This is a genomic window from Kitasatospora sp. NPDC059973 (genome assembly GCF_042737525.1).
Taxonomy (GTDB): domain Bacteria; phylum Actinomycetota; class Actinomycetes; order Streptomycetales; family Streptomycetaceae; genus Kitasatospora.
In genome coordinates, this window is record NZ_JBHWUI010000142.1 from 1 (window position 1) to 21,067 (window position 21,067).

Here is a 21,067-nt window from a genome sequence, read left to right on the forward strand (position 1 = left end):
GCCCACACCCCTGTCGGGGGCGTGGGCCGGGGCGGGTGTGTGGGTAGCGGCCTCAGGCCCGGGGACGCGGCCGCGCCGCCCTCCGGCCGGTGACGGCCGGTGATGGCCGGTGATGGCCGGTGATGGCCGGAGGGCGGTGCGAGGGGGCCGGTCCGTCAGGTGGCGATGGTGGCGACGGGCTCCAGGCCGTAGGTCCGGGCGTAGCCGTTCTCGGTGCCGACGAGAAGGTCGACGACCTCGAAGTAGCGGTCCCAGAACGGGGTTTCGCGCAGTGCGTCGATGAGCAGCTGGTAGGCGTGGTGGCTGTCGGCCTCCCACACCCAGACGTCGGTGACGCGCGCGGAGTAGAACTCCGTGTCGTAGAAGCGTGACCGGACACCGGTGGTCCTGGCCTCGATCGCGGGCAGGACCTGGGTGGTGAAGGCCTCGACGCGTTGCGGGACGGTCAGCGCGAGCCACTCGGGGGTGGTCTTGACGAGCATGAACGCCGTGACCGGCGGTTCGGTGACTTCAGCGGACATCGGGGTGCCTCCAGAGCGGCAGGTGGTCTCGGTGCGTCGCGCCACCGGGTGTCCCAACGGCGGACGGTGCGGCCTCGGGAGAGGCCGGCGGGGCCTCAGGAGAGGACGGCGGGCTTGAGGGTCCGGGCGCACCACTGCTCGAAGCCGGTGGGGGAGGCGGTGTCCGGAGTACGGACGACACCGGCGTCCAGGCCCTCGTCCTTGGCCCGCTTCATGTCGACGATGCCCCGGACGAACGCCTCGTTGAGGCCGTAGTGGACGAGGGTGGTGTACAGGTCGTCGAAGGCCTGGCGCTCGTAGCGGACCGGGCGGCCGAACTGCTCGGTCATGATGCGGGCCAGGTCGTTGGGGGACAGGTCCTGCGGGCCGAGGACGGGCACGCTGCCGCTGCCGGCCCACGAGCGGTCCAGCAGCAGACCGGCGGCGACGGCCGCGATGTCCGCGGCGGCGACCAACGGGGCCTTCCGGTCGGCGTCGACGACGTCGGTGAAGACGCCGGTCTCGCGGATCGAGTCGGCCTCCTCCAGCAGGTTCTCGAAGAAGGACGGGTTGGCCAGGGCCCGGTAGGCGACGCCGCTGTGGGCGATGAGGTCGTCCAGCGCGAGCGAGGCGGTGACCAGGCCGGCTCGGTCGGCGAGCGGGGTGCCGCGGCCGAGCGCCGAGACGCCCACCACATGGCCGACGCCGTGGTCGGCGAGCGCCCGCACGGCGGGTCCGCTGAAGCCGCTGTAGGCGTCGGACGGGGTCAGGGAGGCGTCCGGCGGGGCGAGCCAGAAGACGGCGTCCGCGCCCCGGAAGGCCCGGTCGACGACCTCGGCGTCGCCGTGCGAGCCGACGATCACCTCCACGCGTCCGCGCGCCGCGTCCGGAAGCCGGGCGGGGTCGCGCACGACGACGCGCAGTTCCTCGCCCGCGGCGGGGGCGGACTCCAGGAGCCGGGACAGCAGCGGACGGCCGATGTTGCCGGTGGGAGCGGTAATGACGATCATGAAAACCTCGTGGGTCGTGCCGGTCGGTACGCCCCCATCCTGCTGAGCACACCAGTGCTGCCACAATGGGAACTTCGGCACGCAATCATTGACTGAAATGGAATGATGCTGGTGAGCAGCCCGGATCCGGTCCTCGACGCCAATCTCGCCGTCGCGTTGGACGCCCTGCTGGCCGAGCACAGCGTGACCCGCGCCGCCGCCCGGCTGCACACCTCGCCCGCCGCCATGAGCCGCACGCTGGCCCGCCTGCGCCGCACGCTGCAGGATCCCCTGCTGGTCCGGGCCGGCCAGACCATGGTCCCCACCCCGCGCGCCCAGGCCCTGCGCGAGGAGGCCGCGGCCGTGGTGCAGCGCCTCGGAGCCCTGCTCAGCCCCGGGACCGGTGTCGACCCCGCGACCCTGCGCACCACCTTCACCCTCCAGGCGGCCGACCTGGTCGGCGCGGCCCTGGCCCCCGGGCTGCTGCGCCTGGCCGAGCGGGAGGCGCCGGGAGTCTCGTTCCGGCTCCTGGCCGAGGAGTTGGAGGCCGGCCCGGCCCTTCGCGACGGCCGGATCGACCTGGAGGTCGGGTCCATCGACCACGTGGACCCCGAGACCAGGGTCGAGGAACTGGTGGGCCTGCGAATGGTCGCGGCCGTCCGGCCCGGCCATCCGCTGACCGAAGGACCCCTGACCGCGGCTCGGCTCGCCGCCGCCCCGCACGTCGCGGTCAGCCGCCGGGGCCGGTTCACCGGCCCCCTCGACACCGCCCTGGCCGAGCAGGACCTCCAGCGGCGGGTCGGCGTCGTCCTCCCCAGCCACCTGGCCGCCATGACCCTCGCCGCCCGCAGTGACGTCGTCTGCCTCGTACCGGCCGCACTCCCCGGTGCCGCGCCCTCGCCCCTCACCGACGACGCGCTCGCCCTCGGACTGCGCCTGCTGGACATCCCGCTGGCACTGCCGCCCGTGACGATCGGCATGGCGTGGCACCCGCGCCACGCGGCCGACCGGGCCCACCACTGGCTGCGCGACGCCGTCCGCCGGACCTTGGGCCCACCCGGGGACCCCGCTGCCACCTGAGAGGCCGTCGGCCGTCCGCGTCGGCGATCGGCGGCCGGGGGGCCGCGCCGCCCCGGCCACGCCCGACGCATGGCAGCCGGGCAGGGCGGGCCCAGGGCCGCCGCCGGGGGGGGATGGCGACGGCCCTGGGAACCGCACGGGCGTCGCGCGCTGATCCCGACCGGCCCGGGGGGATGGCCCGGTCGGGAGGTACGACGCCCTGACGCCCTTCTGACCCCGATCACGTCGGGCAAACCCCGTCGGCCGACCGAGTTAGACACCGCTCCGCCACGGTCCGGCCGGCGTCCTGCCCCCCGCGCCGGGGGCCGTCGTCGGCGCACGGTCCGCTTCGGCGCCCGGCGGTCCGGTGCGGATCCCGGCCCGCGACTTCGGCGGCGTCGGCATCAACGGTCCTTAGCCGCACGCTGGACACGCCGGTCGGTCGCTCCGGGGCCGCAGCATTCCGGACCAGTACGATCGGCGCCGGTGAAGCGGTGCGGGGCGGAGCCACGGACGGCGCCCGCCGAGGACCCGCCTCCGTCGCCGGAGCCGCGCGCGAAACCAGTGCACGGCGCGCCCGCCGGTCGAGCCGTTCCGCGCCGCTTCGGGGCGTGGCCTCGCCCTTCGCGCGGACCGCCCCAAGCCCCTGTCGTCCGCCCGCGCCCCTGGGAAGGAATCCGCCATGACCTACGCCGTGGACTTCGGCACCGTATCGACCGTCGGTCTGGAGTCGTCGCCCGTTGCGGACGCACTCGCCGGCCTGCGGGCGAACGAGGCCCGCTACTTCAAGAACAAGTACGACCACGTCTTCACCGTGGAACCCGCGGACCAGGCCGCGGAGGTCGTCGACTGGGTGCACCGGATCCTGCGGGAGGAACGCGAGATCGTCATCGCGTCCAGGCCCCTGGAGGCCACGTCCTTCCAGGTCGAGGACATCCGGATGGCCTACGTCTTCTACGAGAGCGGACTGTCGGTCAACGTGATGTACACCGTCGACGACGCCAGGAAGCGAGCGGTCGGGTTCAAGCTCTCGGACGGGATGGACGTCCCGGAGGAGCTCGCCCAGCGATTCAAGTTCGCCCGCCAGAAGTCGAAGCTCGCCGGGACGATCCGCGGATCGTACTTCGTCATCAAGAACGAGTACTGAGCCGGCGCCCGAGCCGGAAAGGGAGCTTGCGGAACCCGACACGGGCCGGAGGCCTGCCGCTGTCGGCGCACCTCGTGAGCGGCGGTCGCCGGACCTGCCCGGCGGCCGCCGCCGGCGTCGCCGGTGCGGGGCCCCGGGGAGCTATGCGGACCGCGAAGCGCTGTGCCGGGGGCAGGCGCAGGGCGGCCAGGTGCTCTTGGCGAGCGGCACCGGGGCCACGGGCGCGTACTCCTCCCGCCGCTCGACGGCGTCCAGCGGTCGCCCGTCGGCGTCCACCCGGTACGTGCGGATCCACATCCGCCCCGTCGTCCGGCCGGACCTGGCCGTGGGCCTCCCGCCGCGGACCGGGCCGTCGCCGGTACTGCTGACCATGGAACCCTCCTCTGACCGCCTCGGCCTTGAGTTCAACAAGTGGACGAACAAACTGTGCGATTGGCCTCTGCTTCCTTGAAGGTACGCCAGGGCCCGCCGATTCCGAAGGATTCCGCAGCACCTTCTCAGTCGATCATTCGACTCATGAAGCAAGCCGCCGCCGAGGGTGATGGAGCGAGTACGGCAGGTGAGAGCGCGGCCCGGCTGCCGCGCCGGGCGGGGGCGGTCGGGTGGGCCGCGGTACCCGGTCGCGGCCCACCCCGGCGGCTGTCAGGAGGTGCGGACGAGGGTGTCGTCCACGGTGAAGGTGGTCTGGAGCGAAGGGTCCTCGGTACCGGTGAACGTGATCGTCACGGTCCGGCCGGCGAACGCGGACAGGTCGTAGCCGCGCAGGGTGTAGCCGGGAGCGGCGTCGAGGTTGCTGAAGGCGGCCAGCGTGGTGCCGTCGGCCGACACCGTCAGCCTGTCGTACGCGGTCGCCCCGGACTCGGCGGTGCCGATGTGCAGGTAGAAGCCGAGGGTGGCACGGCAGCCGGCCGCGAGGGCGACCGACTGGGACAGCGTGTCGGTGTGGGACGACCCGTAGCCGTCGAGCCAGGCCTTCCAGCCGCCGCTGTGGGCGGGCTCCCGACCGGCGTTGTCGACGACGCCGGCGGTCGTGGTCCAGGGCGCGGCACTGCCGGTCTCGAAGCCTGGATTGCCGAGCAGCTGGATGCCGGTACAGCTGTCGCCGGTGCCGGTGGCCGTCCACCCGGAGTAGGCCGGTCCGGACGCGTCGGAGGTGGCGGCCGCTGCGCCGGGCGGGGCGACGGCGAGCAGGCCGGTGGCCGCCACGGCGAGCGCGGGCAGGACGGCGAGGAGTCCGCGCGGCCGCGACGGACGCGCGCTGCGGGGGGAGTGGTGGCGCAAAGGTCGACCCTCCGTGGGGCGAGGGCGCGGCCGGTGCCGGCGGGGGTGCGCGCCGGTACGGGCTCGGGCCCGTGCTGACGGTACTCGGCATGTGCGGGCCGGCCCCGGCGGTCGGCCGCGGGCCGGCTGGTGCGGCGCGCTGTACGGGGAGTCCGGGGCGCCCTGAGTCCGAGGGGGCACCTCTCACTGTCGGGGCCGTGACATGCGTGCGGGATGTCGGCGGACCCACCACCTGCTGAAGTGACCATGACGTTACTGACGGGCCGTCGGATTCCTCAAGGAGCTGCGCACAGCCTTTACCGCGCCTTGCCCATCACTTGCCCGACGGATGGGACGGGTTCGTCCGGCCGGCCGGAGCGGAGCCCGGCCGGTGTGCTCCCCGTCCCCGAATCGGCATCGCGGCAGCCGGGTTGGGGTTAGCCTGTCGATATGGTTGCAAACTACAAAGAAGAAGTGGCCATGTACGACGCGGAGTTCGTCAGCGCCCCCGCGCTGATCCTCCGGTCCCTCGCCCGCGACCCCGATCGGCCGGCCGTCACCACCGCCGACGGTGCCACGATCACCGCGGGCGAACTGGTCGACGCCACCTACCGCCTGGCCCAGGAACTCCTCGCCCGGGGCGTCACCCGGGGCTCCACCGTCTCGCTGCTCACCGGCAACACACCCGAGGCGCTCAGCGCCCGTTACGCCGCCGGACTCGCCGGCGCCCGGCTGGTCAACCTGTACGACGGCATGAGCGCCCTGGTGCTCGCCGAGATCGTCACGAGCGTCGACACCGCCGTCCTCCTCGTGGATGCCGAACGGTACGCGACCGCACCCGAGTTGCTCGCCCTGGTCGACGTACCGACCGTGCTGACCCTGGGCCCCGGCCCGGAGGCGGTTGGCGGGGACGCGATCGGTGAGGACGTGATCGCCGCCGCCGCCCGCCGGCCCGCCGAGCCCCCGGCCGTGCGGGTCGGCCCGGACGACGACCTGGGCATCCGGCACACCGGTGGTACCACGGGCATCCCGAAGGGCATCCTCAGCCTGCACGGCCCCTACCGCAGGGTCTTCGACGTCCCGTTCGGCCCGCAGGGTGACAAGCGCCGCCTCCTGGCGGCCACCTCGCTGGCCCATCTCGCGGGCGTGCTGGCCGATCTGACGCTGTACCACGGCGGTTCGGTGTTCCTGCAGCGCTCCTTCGACCCCGGGGAGGTGCTGGCCGCCGTCGAGCGCGAACGCATCACCGATCTGTGGGTCCTGCCACCGCTGCTCTACCGGCTGCTGGACCACCCGGCGATCACCGGCACCGACCTGTCCAGCCTGGAGCGGATCCTGTACGGCGGCTGCGTCGCCTCACCGACCCGGGTCCGCGAGGCGATCAAGGTGTTCGGGCCGATCCTGGCGAGCGGCTACGGGATGTCGGAGGCGCAGAACATCGCCACCCTCGGCCCGCACGAGCACGACCGGGTCGGGCACGGCGGCCGGCTCTCCGTCGGCCGCCCCCTCCCGGGCGTCGAGGTGGCGATCCGCTCCGGCGACGGCGCCGAGCTGCCGGCCGGTGAGCTGGGCGAGATCCACGTCCGCTCGCGCACCCTCATGGCGGGGTACTGGAAGCGGCCCGACCTCACCGCCGAGGTGCTCCGCGACGGCTGGCTGAACACCGGCGACATCGGCCACCTCGACCAGGACGGCTTCCTCTACCTGGCCGACCGCCTCACCGACAAGATCATCGTGGTCGGCGGGCACGTCTACCCCTCCGAGCTGGAGGACCTGCTCCTCACCCACCCGGCCGTCGCCGAGTGCGTCGTCCTCGGCCTGCGCGACGCCCAGCAGGCCGAACACGTCCACGCCGTGGTCGTCCCCGCCCCGGGGCACCGCCCGGAGCTGGACGAGATCCGGGCCTTCGTCACCGCCCGCCAGGGCCGCATCTACGCCCCGGAGGCCCTGCACCTGGTGCCCGAGATCCCGCTCACCCCCGTGGGCAAGCCGGACAGGAAGCGCCTGCGCGACACCCTCCCGGGCTGACCGGGGGTCCGGGCGTGGCGCTCGCTCCGCACCGGAGGCGAGCGCCACCGGGGCGGTGCCCCCGTCCTCGGGTCCGGCGAGACGATCGAGGGTCGGCGCGGGGTGTCAGCGGGCGCTGCCCGGGTTCCGGTCGTCGTCGGCGCCTTCGAGCATGAGGGTGGTCTCCTCGATGCGGCGGAAGCGGCCGTCGGGGGCGAGTTCGGCGAAGACGTAGACCTCGATGCGGACGACGGAGCCGTCGGCCTTGACGATCTCCATGGTGTGGCGGTCGGCGTACCGGTCGCCGTCGACGAGCTCGTCGTGGACCTCGACGGAGCCGCCGGTCACGACCGTGCGCCGCGCACGCGATTCCCTGGGGGATGAAACGGCCGCCGGGGTTTACCAGTTCGCCCAGGGGAGGTTCCAGCCGCCCAGCCCGTTGTCGGGCGCCACGGTCTTCTCCTTGGTGTTCACGACCGTGACCACGTCGCCGATCAGGGAGTTGTTGAAGAACGACCCCGCGACGGAGGTGTCGCTGCCGCCCTCCACGTCCTTGAGCGAGACGCAGCCGTGGCTGGTGTTCGCCTTGCCGAACGGGTCGCCCTTGTACCAGTAGTTGCCGTGGAGGTAGGTGCCGCTGCTGGTGAGCCGCATCGCGTGCGGGGCGGCGGGGATGTCGTACTCGTCGCCGAGGCCGACCGTCCGGGAGTTCATGTGGGTGACCTTCTCCTTGGACATGATCACCATGGTGCCGCCCCACGAGGGGTGCTTGTCGTCGCCGAGCGTGGCGGGCACGGTGGTGCTCCTGCCGTCCCGGACGGTCGTCAGTGTGTGGGCGGCCGAGTCGGCCGTGGAGACCTGGGAGCGGCCGACGGTGAACGGTTCGTCCTTGTCCACGTCGCCGTAGACGCCGGGCGAGACCTCGACGCTCTTCAGCCGGTAGTGGATCGTCACCTTGGTACCGGGCTTCCAGTAGTCGGCGGGGCGGAAGTCCAGCCGGTCGTCGCCGAACCAGTGCCCCTTCACCTCGGTGCCGTTGTCGGTCTCGAAGGTGATGCCCTTGGCGACGGCGTCCTTGTTCGTGATCTTCTTGCTGAACTCCACCTTGACGATCATGCCCACGCCGTAGGTCTGGCCGTCGGCGATGTTGTCGTTGGTGGAGACCTGCTTGTCGGGCGTGCGGGTGGTGAAGGTGCTCGTGGAGGCGGCCGCGAGGCCGTCGGCGTCCAGCGCCTGGGCGTTCACCGTGTAGGCGGTGCCGGGGGCGAGTGCGGCGGCGGGCTTCCAGCCGGTGCCGTCCGCACTGATCGAGCCGGGGACGGGCTTGCCGTTCTTGTCGGTCACGTCGACGTTGGTGAGCCTGCCGTGGGAGACGGACACCTGGAGGGCGTCCGGTGCGACGCCCCGGGCGCCGTCCTTCGGCGCGACGTCCAGCACGGCGGCCGAGGTCTTGGGCAGGGCCGTGGCCGTGGCCGCCGGCCCGTCGGCGGCGGCGGCGGTGCCCGCTGCCCGGGGGGCCTCGTCGCCCTTGCCCCCGTCGTCGCCGCAGGCCGCGGTCAGCAGCAGGATGCCGCCCATCGTCAGCGCCACCGCGCCGCGGTTGAAACGGTCGCCAGGGCGTATCGCGGTCCGGGGTGCCTGAACAGTGCTCACTTGTGCTCCTCTTCGGTGTTCGCCGGAAGCTTCTCGGCCGCTTCGTCCCAGCCGCAACGGCGGCCGGGCGATCTGGGACGCGGGGACGGCTTTACCGGCTTTGAGCTGGGAGGACGTAACCTTCCTGGGACGCGTCCACGGGACGGCGCAACGGCGCGACCGGCCTCGGGAACCGTGGGACGGTGAGCGGCGTGCTTCTCTTCCGAAGATCGCTTCACGGTGGTCCGGCTGCGGCGGGGCGCCGCAGCGCCGAGTCCGACCGCCGGAAGCGGCCGGAGACCGTACGGCGCGAGCACTGCGGACAGGGAAGAGCGGGGCGGAGGAACGGTGGCGGAGGGGTTGGGGGAGATGGGGGAGCGGGACGAGCTCGCCCGGCTGCTCGGGGAGCTGAAGAGCCGCTCGGGGCTGAGCTACGGGGCGCTGGCGAAGAGGCTGCATCTGAGCACCTCGACGCTCCACCGTTACTGCACCGGCGACGTGGCACCGACGGAGTTCGCCCCGCTGGACCTCCTCGCGCGGCTGTGCAGGGCGACGCCGGAGGAACTCGTCGAGCTGTACCGACTGTGGGTCATCGTCCACGCGGCACGGGGGAGCAGGACGTCACCGGAGTCCGGACCGGCCGATCCGGCGGAGACTCGGACGGAAGCGGCGACCCCGATCGCTCCGGTGGCACCGGTGGCACCGGTGATCTCCGCGACGCCGGTGGCTCCGGTGGTCTCCGCGACGCCGGTGGCCTCGGACCCGGGAGGTGCCGTCGAGGTGGGGCCGGTGGTCGCCGACCGCGTCGGACCGGACCCGGTTCCCGGGGCCGCGCAGCGACTCAGGCGGGTCCGTCGGCGGGGAATCCTGGCCGCGGTGACGGTCACCGCGGTGCTGGCCGCCGTCGGGGCCGTCGCCACGGGGCTGGAGTCGTCCGCGGGCTCCCCGGCCCCGGGCGCCGACGACTCGCCGTCCGCCTCGGCCCCGGTGTCCGCCACGGCCCCGGTCTCCGCCTCCGCCCCTGCCTCCCCGTCCGCCGGAGCGGGTCCGGGCTCGCCGGGGCCGACCGGCGGGTCGGACACGAGCCCCCCGTTCACGGTCTCGGTCCGGCCGTCCGGCCGGGACACCGCCTGCGACCAGTACGTGGTGGACCGCCCGCCGTCCGAGGTCCCCCGCCCGCCCGAGCTGCCGGACGTGGCGGGCTGGGTCTCCCGGGTCGGTGCGGTTCCCGGTCACTACCAGTCGATCGAGGTCGTCGTGCAGGGCACCGGCAAGGACACCGTGGTGCTCTCGAAGCTCAACGTCCGGGTCGTCCGGATCGGGCCTCCCCTCGCCTGGAACGCCTACTCCATGGGCGAGGGCTGCGGCAGCGGAGTCGACGTCCACTCCTACGACCTCGATCTGGACGCGGCCCGCCCGCGGGCGGTGGTGACCGAGGGCAGCACCGGTCTGCCGGTCAAGGTGAGCGAGAACGACCCGGAGGTCATCGAGGTCTCCGCCGAGACCACCTCGCACGAGGTGAGCTGGTACCTCGAACTGGAGTGGTCGAGCGGCGACCGGAAGGGGACGGTCCCGGTCGACCTGGGCCACGGCACGCCGTTTCGCACCAGCGCGGTGAAGGGCCGGCCGCTGTTCGTCTACCCGATCGGCGGGCACGCCTGGGAGCCGAGTCCGTTCCAGCGGTGACGGCGGCCCGGCGCGCCGCGTAACGGCGGGCAGCGGGGAGCCCGAGCCGGCTGGGCATGGGGCCGGGGGTGTGGGGCAGACGGCCGGTGTCCGTTCCGGAACCCCTGGGAGGCGCACATGACCGTGAACCTCGTGCTGTTGCTCGGCCCGCTGGTGCTGGCGGCGATCCTGGCCGCCACGGCTCCGTCCCCGGCTCACCACCACCGGCGGCCACGGGCGGCGGTGGTCCGGGACGACCGGATCCGCAGGCCGAGGCACGCCAGGCCCTCCCGCCGGGGTGGTTCCGCCTGACAGCCGCTCGCTCCGGGGCCTGACGACGGCTCGCTCCGGCGCTCCCCACGTCCAGGGCGGGGTCGTACGCGCCGCGGACGTGGTCGACGCAGGGCGAGTGCCCGGACGAACCGCTGCGTGCGCTCGGACTCGCCGTCTCGGAGCCGTCGCGCGGAGCCGTCCCCGGAGCCGTCGCCGGCCCCGGGGCGGTCGGCCGCGCCCGCTCGGTGCCCCGTCCTCACACGATGGTGAAGATCTGGGTGAGGCCCGTGATCGCGAGGATGCGCAGGGTGTTCTCGGGCACCGCGGTCAGGGTCAGCTCGGCACCGGCGGCCTGCGTGTGGCGGCGGGCGGCGAGGAGGGCGGTGATGCCGCTGGAGTCGCAGAACTCCACGCCGGACAGGTCGATGACCAGGCACTGGCCGGGGCGCAGCGCGAGGTACTCCACGCGTGCGCGCAGGGTGGGAGCGTGTTCGTAGTCGAGGTCGCCGACGACCTGCAGAGCGGGGCCGGTGGGCGCGTCGCGGTGGGTGATGTTCAGTGGGTTCATCGCCGTGGGTTCGTCGTCGGGCGGATGGGGGAGTCGGTGGCGGGGACGCCGAGGGCGAGCAGAGCGGTGTCGTCGTCCAGGCCGTCGCCGAAGCTCTTCAGCAGTGCGGTGAGGGCGCTGATCGTCTCGTCGGGTGCGGTGGGGGCGTGGTCGGCGGCGAACGCGAGCAGGGCGTCGTCGCCGAAGAGGCTTTCCCGGGTCGGGCCGGTGCGGGCCTCGGTGAGGCCGTCGGTGTAGAGGAGGATCGTCTCGCCGGGCGCCAGGGTGGTGCGGGCGGTGGTGAACGGGGCGTCGGGCAGGATGCCGATGAGCAGGCCGCCCGGGGTGGGAAGGTACTCGGTGCTGCCGTCGGCGCGCAGGACGAGGGCAGGGGGGTGTCCGCCGGAGGCGATGCGCACGCCGACGCGGCCGTCGGCGTCGGCGGGTTCGACGACGCCGAAGACGGCGGTGCAGTAGCGCGGGTCGCCCGCGGCGGCGTAGTGCTCGTGCAGGACGGCGTTGAGGGTGGCCAGTGCCATGGCGGGTTCGGGGTCGTGCAGGGCCGCGGCGCGCAGGGTGTAGCGGGTGAGCGAGGTGAGGGAGGCGGCCTGGGGCCCCTTGCCGCACACGTCGCCGAGGAAGAACGCCCAGCGGCCGTCGTCGAGGGGGAACAGGTCGTAGAAGTCGCCGCCGAGCCGGTCGGGGGAGGCGGTGTGGTAGTAGGCGGCGGCCTCCAGCCCCGGTACGGCGGGCAGTGACGAGGGGACGAGGGACTTCTGCAGGACGGTGAGGGCCTCGGCCAACCGCTGCCGGTCGGCCTCGGCCTGCCGCAGGGCGGCTTCGGCCTGCGCCCGTGCGCGCTCGGCCTCGGCGCCGGCCCGCTCGGCCTCCGCCCGGGCCCGCTCCGCCTCCGCCCGGGCCCGCTCCGCCTCGGCGCGGGCCCGCTCGGCGTCCTGGCGGCGGTGCAGGAGTTCGGCCTCGTAGGCGCGGCGGTCGGACGCGTCGAAGACGGTGCTGCGGATCAGCAGCGGCTTCCCGCCGGTGCCGCGCTTGACCACGGAGGACACCAGCACCGGCAGGCGGCCCCTGGCCGCGGTCCTCATCTCCAGCGCGATGCCGTGCAGTTCGCCCTGCATCTGCAGCAGCGGCGCGAAGTGCGTCTCGTGGTACAGCTTTCCGCCGACGGTCAGGAGGTCGGCGAAGCGCATCCGGCCCACCACCTCCGCGCGTTCGAGGCCGAGCCAGTCGAGCAGGGTGGTGTTGATCTTGGCGATGGTGCCGTCCATCAGCGTCGACAGGTAGCCGCAGGGCGCGGACTCGTACAGGTCCTCGGCGCTGTCCTCCAGGAGTGCGCTGAACGCGGCCGTCGTCGCGGCCTGATCGCCGGCTCCCGCCCGCTCCGGTCCGTCACCGGGGCGGGTCATCACCGGCGCTCCTCCAGGAAGGCCAGGATCGCTTCGGCGGTGGCCTCGGGCGCGCTCAGCTGCGGGCAGTGTCCGGTGGCGTCCAGGGTGACCAGGCGCGAGGAGGGGATCGCGGACCGCACGTACGCGCCGACCTCGCGTGGGGCGATCACGTCCTGGGAACACTCCAGGACCAGGGTCGGCACCCGGACGCTCGCGAGGTCCCCGCGGCTGTCGGTGAGGAAGGTGGTCCGGGCGAAGACCCGGGCGATGTCCGGGTCCGTGGCGCAGAAGCTGTTCGTCAGCTCCTGCCCGAGCGCCGGCCGCTCCGGGTTTCCCATGATCACCGGCGCCATGGCGGAGGACCAGCCCAGGTAGTTCGACTCCAGGGAGGTCAGCAGTTCCTCGATGTCCTCCGCGCTGAAGCCGCCCCGGTAGTCCTCCCCGTCGATGTAGCACGGTGAGGGGGCCACCATCACCAGCGCGCCGATCCGCTGCGGCGCCGCCTCGGCGGCCAGGACCCCCACCATCGCGCTGACCGAGTGCCCGACGAAGACCGCGTCGTGCAGGTTCAGCTCCTCGCACACCTCCACCACGTCCTGCGCGTAGCCCCGGAGGGAGGAGTACCGCTCCTCGCTCCAGGTCGAGAGGTCGGACCCACCGGAGCCGACGTAGTCGAACAGCACCACCCGGTACCGCACTGCCAGGGCCGGCACGATCAGGCGCCACATGTTCTGGTCGCAGCCGAACCCGTGCGCCAGCACGACCACCGGCCCGTCGGCGGGGCCGGCGAATCTCACGTTGTTCCTGCGGCGAATGTCCATGCCACGCATCCTGCCACCTCGCGGGGGAGGCAACCGCGGTCGGCCCGACGAGAACGGCCCGCCCGGCCACCGCGCCGGCCGCGGGACCTGGCCGCCCCCACCCTTTCGTGGGCCGGATACGTAGGGAAAGTTCGCTCGGAATAGGTACCGGCCACCATGTATCCCGCACTGTTCCGTGGTGTCCAGTGGAGTCGGCGGTCCCGGGACCCTGCTCCTACCGGGCCCGTTCGTCTTCTCGCTGAACGACCGCGAGGCCCGCGCGGTGCTGCACCGGCTGCACCGGCTCGGATACCGTGTGCTCGAACCGCCCGGCGGGGGAGCGGCTACCCGCGCATGATGGCGGGTTCGTGGCGGCGCAGCAGCCGGCTGACCAGCACCCCGCAGAGCACCGAGAGGACGACCATCATGCCCAGGTCGAGCAGCAGGGTGCCGACGGAGTGGGTGAAGAGCGGGTCGTCGCTGAAGGTGGCCGGGAAGGCCGCGCCGAGGTCGAGGGTGGCGGCCATCGCGGCGAAGGCCCAGCGGGAGGGGACCAGCCAGGAGAGCTGATTGAGCACCGGTGCGCCGTTCAGCTGGAGCAGCGCGCCGCAGAAGACGACCTGGACGATGGCGACCAGCACCAGCAGCGGCATGGTCACCTCCTCCTTCTTCACCAGCGCCGAGATCACCAGGCCCAGCATCATCGCGGTCACCGAGAGCAGGGCGACGGCGAGGGTGATTTCGAGCAGCGGGGGCAGCAGGACGCCCTCGGTGCCCGGTGGTCCGAGCTGCACCCCCGCCAGGGCGACCATGGTGAGGACCACCGACTGGACGACGGTGATGGTTCCGAGCACCACGATCTTCGAGCAGAGGTACGCGGATCTGGACAGGCCGACGGCTCTCTCGCGTTGGTAGATGCTGCGTTCCTTGACCAGTTCGCGCACCGCGTTGGCGGCGCCGATCAGGACGCCGCTGACGCAGAGGATGAGCAGGGTGTTGAGGGCGGTGGAGTCGTCGAGGCGGCTGCCGGCCAGGGCCCGGGTCAGGGCGCCCATGACGAACGGCAGGGCGATCATGACGGCGAGGAAGGTGCGGTCGGCGGAGAGCGCGGTGGCGTACCTCCGTACCAGGGTGGAGACCTGCTTGCTCCAGCCGCGCGGCTTGGGCTTGGGCAGGGGCGGCACCACGGCGGCCGCCGGAGCGGCGCCGCCGGGCTGCCCGGCCGGTCCGAGCTGCCCGGGCTGGGGCGGTCGTGCGGTCGCGCCCGCGATGTAGCGCTTGTACGGCGGCGAGGCGCGGTACTGGCCCGCCCAGTCGCGGTCGGTCTCGTTCTCGAACGCCTCGAAGGCCTCGGACCAGTGCTTGAACCCGAAGTGGTCGAGGGTCTCGCCGGGCGGCCCGTACCAGGCGAGGCGCCCGCCGGGGGCGAGCAGCAGCAGGCGGTCGCACAGGTCGAGGCTGAGCACGCTGTGGGTGACCACGACGATGGTGTGCCCGTCGTCGGCCAGGCCGCGCAGCATCTGCATCACCGAACGGTCCATGCCCGGGTCGAGGCCGCTGGTGGGCTCGTCGAGGAAGAGCAGGGACGGCTTGGTGAGCAGTTCGAGGGCGACGCTGACCCGTTTGCGCTGGCCGCCGGAGAGGGTGGAGATCACCTGGTCGGCGCGTTTGGTCAGACCGAGTTCGGTGATCACCTCCTCGACCCGGGCGGAGCGTTCGGCGGGGGCGGTGTCGCCGGGGAAGCGCAGCTCACCGGCGTAGCCGAGGGCCCGGCGGACGGTCAGCTGGGTGTGCAGGATGTCGTCCTGCGGCACCAGGCCGATGCGGTGCCGCAGTTCCGCGTAGTCGTGGTACAGGTCGCGGCCGTCGTAGCGCACGGTGCCGCGGTCGGCGGGGCGCAGGCCGGTGAGAGCGTTGAGCAGGGTGGACTTGCCGGCGCCGCTCGGACCGGCGACGGCGAGCAGGCAGTGCTGGCCGACCGGGAAGGAGACCTTGTCGAGCAGGACGCGGCCGTCGCCCACCTCGACGGTGAGGCCTTCGACGTCGAGGTCGATGTCGCCGGTGTCGACGAACTCCTGCAACTGGTCGCCGACCAGGCAGAAGGCGGAGTGGCCGATGCCGACGATGTCGGCGGGACCGACCAGGGCCTGCCGGATCGGCAGGCCGTTGAGGTAGGTGCCGTTGTGGCTGTCCAGGTCGGCGATCTCGTACCGGCCGTCGGAATGGGCGCGCAGTTCGGCGTGGTGCCGGGAGACGGACAGGTCACCGAGCACCAGGTCGTTGTCGGGCGCCCGGCCGATCCGGATCACCTTGGCGGGCAGCCGGCGGACGCTGGTCGGCGGCCGGTCCAGGCCGGTGATGGCGGTCAGCGCGGAGGGTTGCGGGTCCCTGACCACGGTCGGCTTGTGCAGGGCGCTCAGGGTGCAACAGGGGCCGTCGGAGGCGTTGCCGAACCGCAGGATGTACCCGGGGCCGACGTCCAGGTGCTGGACGCGGTGGCCCTGGCAGAAGGTGCCGTTGGTGGAGCCGGCGTCGTCGAGCATCCAGTGGCCGTCGTCGACGTGCAGGACGGCGTGGTGCCAGGACACCCTCGGGTCGGTGAGCACGACGTCGCTGGTGGGGTCACGCCCGACGGCATAGCTGTGTCCCGGGCTCATCACCTGCGAGTCACTGTCGGTCTCGATGAGGAGCTGCGGCGCGGTGAGCGCGAACTCTCGCTCTGCCATACCACCGATGCTAGACGAGTCGGCCCGATAGTTCCCCGGCCGGCCGGGCCCCCGGCGGGCCCCCGGCGGGGCCGCGGACGTGGGGGCGGCGCTCGGCCACGGCGGGTGACGGCCGGGCTTCCGGTCACCCCCCGGGACCGGGACGGCGGCCCGCGTACGAGCCCGCCCGTGCCCCGGTCGGCCGGCCGGCGCGGACCGCCACCGGAGGGCGGCTACGATCCCGTTGGTGAAGTCCTGGACGGAGCTCCCCGCCGAGACCGATGTCGAAGCCGTCGTCCGCCGCTACTTCGGCCTGCTGCGGTCCGGAAGGATCTCCGAGGCCGAACAGCTCGTCGATCACGCGCCGGTGCGGCACGTGCTCACGTCCCTGTGGGCGGGCGCTCGCGAAACCGGCGCCGAGGCGACCGGGGCGGGGCGCGGCCCCGCGGCCGACGCGTGGGAGCGGGACCTGTCCTGGCTGGGCGACCTCGACCTCGGCGACTTCAGTTGGGGGCCCACCGGCAGCCACCTCTACGTGGAGCTCACCTGCCGCGGCCGGAGGATCGAGCTGGCCCTGAGCTTCTGGGTCAGGCCCACCGAAACCGGCTGGGTCCTCACCGGACCGTCCACCCTCTGGTAGCGGGCCCGACGAAGCGGGCCGGGGGTCCGTGCCGCCGGCGGGGCCGGATCTTCGTCACGTCGATCGTGCTTTGGTTCACGCCGCTCTGCTGCGAGACTGGGATCATGACCCCTGACCGTCGCAGCCTCGGGCTGCCCGCGTTCTCCGAGCCCGTCGCCGATGCCTCCGCCGTGCCCGCCCAGTCCGGCGGCCGCCGACTGCTGCCGGTCGAGCAGGGCGCCGACTTCCGCCAGCCGCCCACCGAGACCGTCGACGAGCCCGCCCCGGTGCGGCGCCCGCTCGGCGTCGGCGGCCTGACCTTCTCCGACCCGGACCGGCAGATCTGACCGGCTCCGTGCGTGCCGCCGCGCGGTCCTGACCTGCGGCGGCCGCCCGATCACCCGGGCGTTCGCCGCGCGCTCTCCGGCGACCTCGCTTCGCCGGCGCGGCCGGGCTGCCGGACCCGGACCGGCCGCACGACGAGTCGCCGGGCGGGTACCGGTGGGTCCGTCGTTCCCGCTGGCCGGGCCTCACGTTCCCACCCGTTCCGCTGCCGGGGTCCGGGTCCTGCCCGGTCGCGGCCCGGCAGGCCGGACCCCGCCGGGCCGCCCCCGCGTCGTTGGCCGAGATCATCCTTGCCAACCGCCAAGCTGGCATGCCGTCCCGGCGGCGGCCCGGTCCGGTGGACTACGCTTCGTGACCATGACGACCGGGACGGCCTCGCGCCACACACGGATCGGCGACCCGGTGCTCCCCTGAGCGCCGAACGAGCCGGTACGGGACGGCTGTTCGAGCGAGGGCAGCCCGGCCGGCCGAGGAGCGGCCCGCCCGGCGCGTCGCGGCGCCCCGGTTCTCGGCCCGCACCCGGCGTCGCCGCCCGGGCTCCGCCCCTTGTCGTGTTGACCACGGGTTCGACACCTCAACCACGACAGGAGAGTTCATGCCCATCGAGACGCTGCGCATTTCCACCCCGGACGGCGAGGCCGACGCGTTCGCCGCCTTCCCCGACGACGGCGAGCGGCACCCCGGGGTGCTGATGTACGCCGACGGCTTCGGTATCCGGCCCGTGCTGCGGGAGCTGGCCCTCGAACTGGCCGGGCACGGATACTACGTGCTCGTCCCCAACGTCTTCTACCGGCACGGCCCGACACCGGTGCTCGACCTTCCCGCGCACATCGGAGCGGAGGCCCGGCCCGCGGTCTTCGCCCAGCTGATGCCCTTGATCGAGGCGCACACCGCCGAGCGCGCCCTGAGCGACGCCGAGGCCTACCTCGGGTTCCTGACCACCCGGCCCGAGGTCGGCGACGGTCCGGTGGCGGTGACCGGCTACTGCATCGGCGGTCTCCTGGCGATGCGCACCGCCGCGGCCCACCCCGGTCGGGTGGCCGCCGTCGCCGCGTTCCACGGCCCCGTGGGCGCCGACGGGCCCGGCCTCTTCTCCAAGCTCACCGCCCAGGTCCACCTCGGCCATGCCGAGGGCGACATGACACCCGAGGCACTCGCCGAGCTCAACCGGGCCCTGGACGCCGCGGGTGTCGACCACACCTCCGAGATCTACCCCGGCACCCTCCACGGCTTCACCATGGCCGACACCGATGCCTTCAGCCCGTCCGGGCTGGAGCGCCACTGGGACCGGCTGCTCACACTCCTGGACCGCACCGTGGCGAAGGGCTGAGGCCTCCCGAGCGGACACCGACCTGACGGACCGAGCCAGGGAGTCCCGACGGGAGCGGTCGCCCCTGCGGGCGGTCGAGGGCGGGCGCGGCCCTTCGCACGCTGTGGCCCGTCCAACCCGCCCGCGGACGGTGGACGTCCAGGGGCCGACAATGGGGTGCCGAGGCGAGGGAGCGTGGGATGACGACGGCGCGCGAGTGGATCGAGCTGCTGGGGCTGGAGCCGCATCTGGAGGGCGGGTACTTCCGGCGTACGTTCCAGGCGGACCACCGCGCCCGGGTGCGCACGCCGGCGGGTGAGCGGTACACCCTCACCTCCATCCACTACCTGCTGACGTCCTGGTCGCCGATCGGCCACTGGCACCTCAACCGGTCCGACATCCTGCACTTCCACCACCACGGTGACCCGATCACGTACCACCTGCTGCTCCCTGACGGAACGGCGGAGACCGCCGTGCTCGGCCAGGACCCGGCCCGGGGGCAGCTCCTCACGCTCGCCGTCCCGGGCGGTGTCTGGAAGGCCTCGCACCTCACGTCCGGCGACCACGGGCTGATCAGCGAGGCGGTCGCACCTGGCTTCGACTTCGCCGACATGACCCTCGGCCGGCCCGCGGACCTCGTGGCCCGCTTCCCGGGCCACGAGGAGCTCATCCACCGCTACTGCCGCCCATCCGAACCGGTCTGAGCCCCGCCCCGCCGCCCGCCGGTCCGCCGGTCCGTCGCGTGACGCCGGGGGCCGAACGGCTGATGAACGGGCCTCTTGCGTTGGGCGGGGCCCGGCCGACGGGAGAACGTGGGCATGCAACGTGACGAGATGCTGCACCTCTTCGAGGTCCACCGCGAAGCCGAGAGAGCGCGCGACTTCGATGCCGTGCTCGCGACCTTCACCGACGACTGCTTCTTCGAGACGGTGGCCCTCGGACGCCGGGTCGAGGGGAAGGCGGCCACCCGTGCCGCTTACGCGGCCTTCTTCACCGCCTTCCCCGACATCGTGCCCGTCGACCAGGGCATGACCTTCGGCGACGACGTGATCGTCGTCTGGGGCGAGCTGCGCGGCACGAGCGGCGGCCCCTGGCTCGGTGTCCCGCCGGGTGGCGGGTCGTTCGTGGTGCCGTTCGCCAACGTCGCACCGTTCAAGGACGGCCGGATGGCGGGCGAGCGGATCTACTTCGACCTCGCCACGCTCTGCGAACAGGCCGGACTGTCGACCGAGGAGATCAGGGCTGCCGCGAGAGCGGCGCCCGGGAGCGGTCCCGGCTGACACCCTGCCAGGCCCAGGCTGCGCCGGTCGGGGCGGCCGGGGACCGCGCGTGGTGCCGGCTCGCGGTCAGCGGGCCCTCCTCGGGGCGAAGGGGGACCGGCGTTCGCGCACGGCCGCCACCGCCCTGGCGACCTGGGCGTCGAAGGCGTCGAGCTGCTCGGCCTCGGCGGGGCTCGCGACGAAGGTGCGTCGGTCACAGGCCGTGCCCCCGCGCCAGATCCGTTCGATCGCGCGGGTCGCGGTGATGTCCGTCAACGGGTCACCGGACACCAGGACCAGATCCGCGCGCCGCCCGGCCGCGATGCGTCCCCGGTCGGCGAGGCCGAAGACCCGGGCCGGCTCGGCCGTGGCGGCGGCCAGGGCCCGCGCCGGGCCGATGCCGCACCGGACCAGGAGCTCCAGCTCCCGGTGCAGGCTCGCCCCGAACACGGTCCCCGGGTTCGGGGCGTCGGTGCCCGCCAGCAGCGTGATCCCCGCGTCGGCCAGCCGCCGTACGTTCTCCTCGGCCCGTGAGTAGGGCGGCGTCGCCCGGCCGCGCCGGCCCGGGGCGGCCGAGGTCAACCGCCGTGTCCAGGCTTCGCCGAGCGGCCCGGCGAGCCGCGGGTCGCCCGCCACGGCCGCGCCACCCGGTTCACCGAGGGTGTTCTCGATGGTGGCGAGCGTCGGACCGACCGCGATCCCGGACTCGGCCATGCGTCCGACCAGCGCCTCGCCCAGCTCGGCGTCCACGGGGACGTGGGCCAGCACGTCGACACCGGCGGCCACCACCTCCTCGACGCCGGCCACCGAGCTCACATGGGCGACGACGAGCAGGCCGCGGGCATGCGCGGCGGTGACCAGCGCGGTGACGGTCCCGGAGTCCAGCGACGGCCAGAGACCGCCGGTGCCGGAGATGATCTTCAGATAGTCCGAACCCGCCGCGATCCGCTCCGCGACGAACCGTTCGGCCTGGTCGGCGGCGGTCAGGGTCGGGAACGGGGCGTACATCAGCGACGGGTGCCCGTCGGGCGCCGTGGCACCGACACCCGAGGAACGCACATCGGCCACGTCCGGACGGGAACCGGCCTGCTCCTTGGCCCGCGCCACCAGGTCGGGCTTGCTGAACATGTCGAGAACGGTGGTGACGCCGAAGGTCAACGACTGTGCGAGGGCGCCGGGGACGAGGTGCACGTGCGCGTCGATCAGTCCGGGGAGCACCGTTCCGCCACCCGCGTCGACCACGTCGTCGCCGTCCCGGGCGGCCGGGGCCGCCGAGCACTCGGTGATCAGCCCGTCGGCGAACCGGACCGAAGTCCAGTCCCGCGACCTCGTGCCGTCGAACACCTTGGCGTTCACGATCGTCGTTGCCGCGGCCATGGCGTCCACCCCCGGGGGATCCTGAGTAGGGCGGGACGGCGAGAGGCCACCCGAGGTCCTCGACCCCCGCCGGCGCGGAAGCAGCCCGCCACGCAGGGAGTCTACGACCCGCGCCACCCACCGGTACGGGGTGGGGGGGGGGGGGGGGCGGGGCCGCCCCCCCCCCCC

At 73.5% G+C, this 21,067-nt stretch carries 20 protein-coding genes and 1 pseudogene; 10 read left to right on the forward strand and 11 right to left on the reverse strand.

The window, feature by feature from the left end; genetic code table 11:
* Positions 1–155 precede the first annotated feature (155 nt).
* Complete coding sequence (locus ACFWA9_RS29880) at positions 156–521, reverse strand: darcynin family protein (protein WP_329485244.1); 366 nt, start codon at positions 519–521, stop codon at positions 156–158.
* Positions 522–616: 95 nt separating this feature from the next.
* Positions 617–1,510 carry an NAD(P)H-binding protein gene (locus ACFWA9_RS29885; protein WP_380391112.1) on the reverse strand — a complete coding sequence of 298 codons (894 nt, stop codon included), beginning with the start codon at positions 1,508–1,510 and terminating at the stop codon, positions 617–619.
* Positions 1,511–1,612: 102 nt separating this feature from the next.
* On the opposite strand from ACFWA9_RS29885, the gene ACFWA9_RS29890 reads away from it, so the two are divergent.
* The gene (locus tag ACFWA9_RS29890) at positions 1,613–2,569 is read left to right on the forward strand and encodes a LysR family transcriptional regulator (RefSeq protein ID WP_380391115.1); all 957 of its coding nucleotides are present in this window, start codon (positions 1,613–1,615) and stop codon (positions 2,567–2,569) included.
* 661 nt (positions 2,570–3,230) lie between these two features.
* Positions 3,231–3,695, forward strand: a complete 465-nt coding sequence (locus tag ACFWA9_RS29895; protein WP_352298337.1) for a phage tail protein — start codon at positions 3,231–3,233, stop codon at positions 3,693–3,695.
* Between the two features lie 141 nt (positions 3,696–3,836).
* Here the strand turns inward: ACFWA9_RS29895 and ACFWA9_RS29900 are convergent, their stop codons facing one another.
* Both ACFWA9_RS29900 and ACFWA9_RS29905 read right to left on the reverse strand, forming a co-directional pair.
* Entirely contained in the window at positions 3,837–4,067 is a 231-nt protein-coding gene (locus ACFWA9_RS29900; protein ID WP_329485239.1) for a hypothetical protein, read from the reverse strand.
* 270 nt (positions 4,068–4,337) lie between these two features.
* Positions 4,338–4,976, reverse strand: coding sequence for a hypothetical protein (locus ACFWA9_RS29905; protein ID WP_380391119.1), 639 nt, complete (start codon positions 4,974–4,976; stop codon positions 4,338–4,340).
* A 429-nt stretch (positions 4,977–5,405) separates the two neighbouring features.
* Between ACFWA9_RS29905 and ACFWA9_RS29910 the strand changes: the two genes are divergently transcribed.
* Complete coding sequence (locus ACFWA9_RS29910) at positions 5,406–6,983, forward strand: AMP-binding protein (RefSeq protein ID WP_380391122.1); 1,578 nt, start codon at positions 5,406–5,408, stop codon at positions 6,981–6,983.
* A gap of 105 nt (positions 6,984–7,088) precedes the next feature.
* Here the strand turns inward: ACFWA9_RS29910 and ACFWA9_RS29915 are convergent.
* Both ACFWA9_RS29915 and ACFWA9_RS29920 read right to left on the reverse strand, forming a co-directional pair.
* Positions 7,089–7,319 (reverse strand): annotated as a pseudogene (locus ACFWA9_RS29915) (nuclear transport factor 2 family protein); the annotation flags it as partial.
* Positions 7,320–7,361: 42 nt separating this feature from the next.
* Positions 7,362–8,615 carry an Ig-like domain-containing protein gene (locus ACFWA9_RS29920; RefSeq protein WP_380391125.1) on the reverse strand — a complete coding sequence of 418 codons (1,254 nt, stop codon included), beginning with the start codon at positions 8,613–8,615 and terminating at the stop codon, positions 7,362–7,364.
* 327 nt (positions 8,616–8,942) lie between these two features.
* Here ACFWA9_RS29920 and ACFWA9_RS29925 point away from each other — a divergent pair, with 327 nt between their 5' ends.
* Both ACFWA9_RS29925 and ACFWA9_RS29930 read left to right on the forward strand, forming a co-directional pair.
* Positions 8,943–10,280 carry a helix-turn-helix domain-containing protein gene (locus ACFWA9_RS29925; protein WP_380391128.1) on the forward strand — a complete coding sequence of 446 codons (1,338 nt, stop codon included), beginning with the start codon at positions 8,943–8,945 and terminating at the stop codon, positions 10,278–10,280.
* 117 nt (positions 10,281–10,397) lie between these two features.
* Complete coding sequence (locus tag ACFWA9_RS29930; RefSeq protein WP_329485234.1) at positions 10,398–10,571, forward strand: hypothetical protein; 174 nt, start codon at positions 10,398–10,400, stop codon at positions 10,569–10,571.
* A 217-nt stretch (positions 10,572–10,788) separates the two neighbouring features.
* Here ACFWA9_RS29930 and ACFWA9_RS29935 read toward each other — a convergent pair whose 3' ends face one another.
* The 4 genes from ACFWA9_RS29935 to ACFWA9_RS29950 form a co-directional block, all read right to left on the reverse strand.
* Positions 10,789–11,100: an STAS domain-containing protein gene (locus tag ACFWA9_RS29935; RefSeq protein WP_329485233.1), complete on the reverse strand. Its 312-nt coding sequence runs from the start codon at positions 11,098–11,100 to the stop codon at positions 10,789–10,791.
* The gene (locus ACFWA9_RS29940) at positions 11,097–12,503 is read right to left on the reverse strand and encodes a PP2C family protein-serine/threonine phosphatase (protein WP_380391132.1); all 1,407 of its coding nucleotides are present in this window, start codon (positions 12,501–12,503) and stop codon (positions 11,097–11,099) included. The genes ACFWA9_RS29935 and ACFWA9_RS29940 overlap by 4 nt, the downstream gene beginning before the upstream one ends.
* Positions 12,503–13,306: an alpha/beta fold hydrolase gene (locus ACFWA9_RS29945; protein WP_380391135.1), complete on the reverse strand. Its 804-nt coding sequence runs from the start codon at positions 13,304–13,306 to the stop codon at positions 12,503–12,505. The genes ACFWA9_RS29940 and ACFWA9_RS29945 overlap by 1 nt, the downstream gene beginning before the upstream one ends.
* A gap of 323 nt (positions 13,307–13,629) precedes the next feature.
* Complete coding sequence (locus ACFWA9_RS29950) at positions 13,630–16,011, reverse strand: FHA domain-containing protein (protein WP_352298397.1); 2,382 nt, start codon at positions 16,009–16,011, stop codon at positions 13,630–13,632.
* Positions 16,012–16,237: 226 nt separating this feature from the next.
* On the opposite strand from ACFWA9_RS29950, the gene ACFWA9_RS29955 reads away from it, so the two are divergent.
* From ACFWA9_RS29955 to ACFWA9_RS29975, 5 genes are all read left to right on the forward strand, one after another.
* Positions 16,238–16,630 (forward strand): hypothetical protein, encoded by a 393-nt coding sequence (locus ACFWA9_RS29955; protein ID WP_380391138.1) that lies wholly within the window; start codon positions 16,238–16,240, stop codon positions 16,628–16,630.
* A gap of 104 nt (positions 16,631–16,734) precedes the next feature.
* A complete protein-coding gene (locus ACFWA9_RS29960; protein WP_352298391.1) occupies positions 16,735–16,956 on the forward strand; it encodes a hypothetical protein in 222 nt (73 codons plus the stop codon).
* 593 nt (positions 16,957–17,549) lie between these two features.
* On the forward strand, positions 17,550–18,284 hold the full coding sequence (locus tag ACFWA9_RS29965; protein ID WP_380391141.1) for a dienelactone hydrolase family protein: 735 nt from the start codon (positions 17,550–17,552) through the stop codon (positions 18,282–18,284).
* Positions 18,285–18,463: 179 nt separating this feature from the next.
* Positions 18,464–18,967 (forward strand): cupin domain-containing protein, encoded by a 504-nt coding sequence (locus ACFWA9_RS29970; protein WP_380391144.1) that lies wholly within the window; start codon positions 18,464–18,466, stop codon positions 18,965–18,967.
* Positions 18,968–19,081: 114 nt separating this feature from the next.
* The gene (locus ACFWA9_RS29975) at positions 19,082–19,543 is read left to right on the forward strand and encodes an ester cyclase (protein ID WP_329485222.1); all 462 of its coding nucleotides are present in this window, start codon (positions 19,082–19,084) and stop codon (positions 19,541–19,543) included.
* 66 nt (positions 19,544–19,609) lie between these two features.
* Here ACFWA9_RS29975 and ACFWA9_RS29980 read toward each other — a convergent pair whose 3' ends face one another.
* Complete coding sequence (locus tag ACFWA9_RS29980) at positions 19,610–20,899, reverse strand: amidohydrolase family protein (RefSeq protein ID WP_380391148.1); 1,290 nt, start codon at positions 20,897–20,899, stop codon at positions 19,610–19,612.
* Positions 20,900–21,067 lie beyond the last annotated feature (168 nt).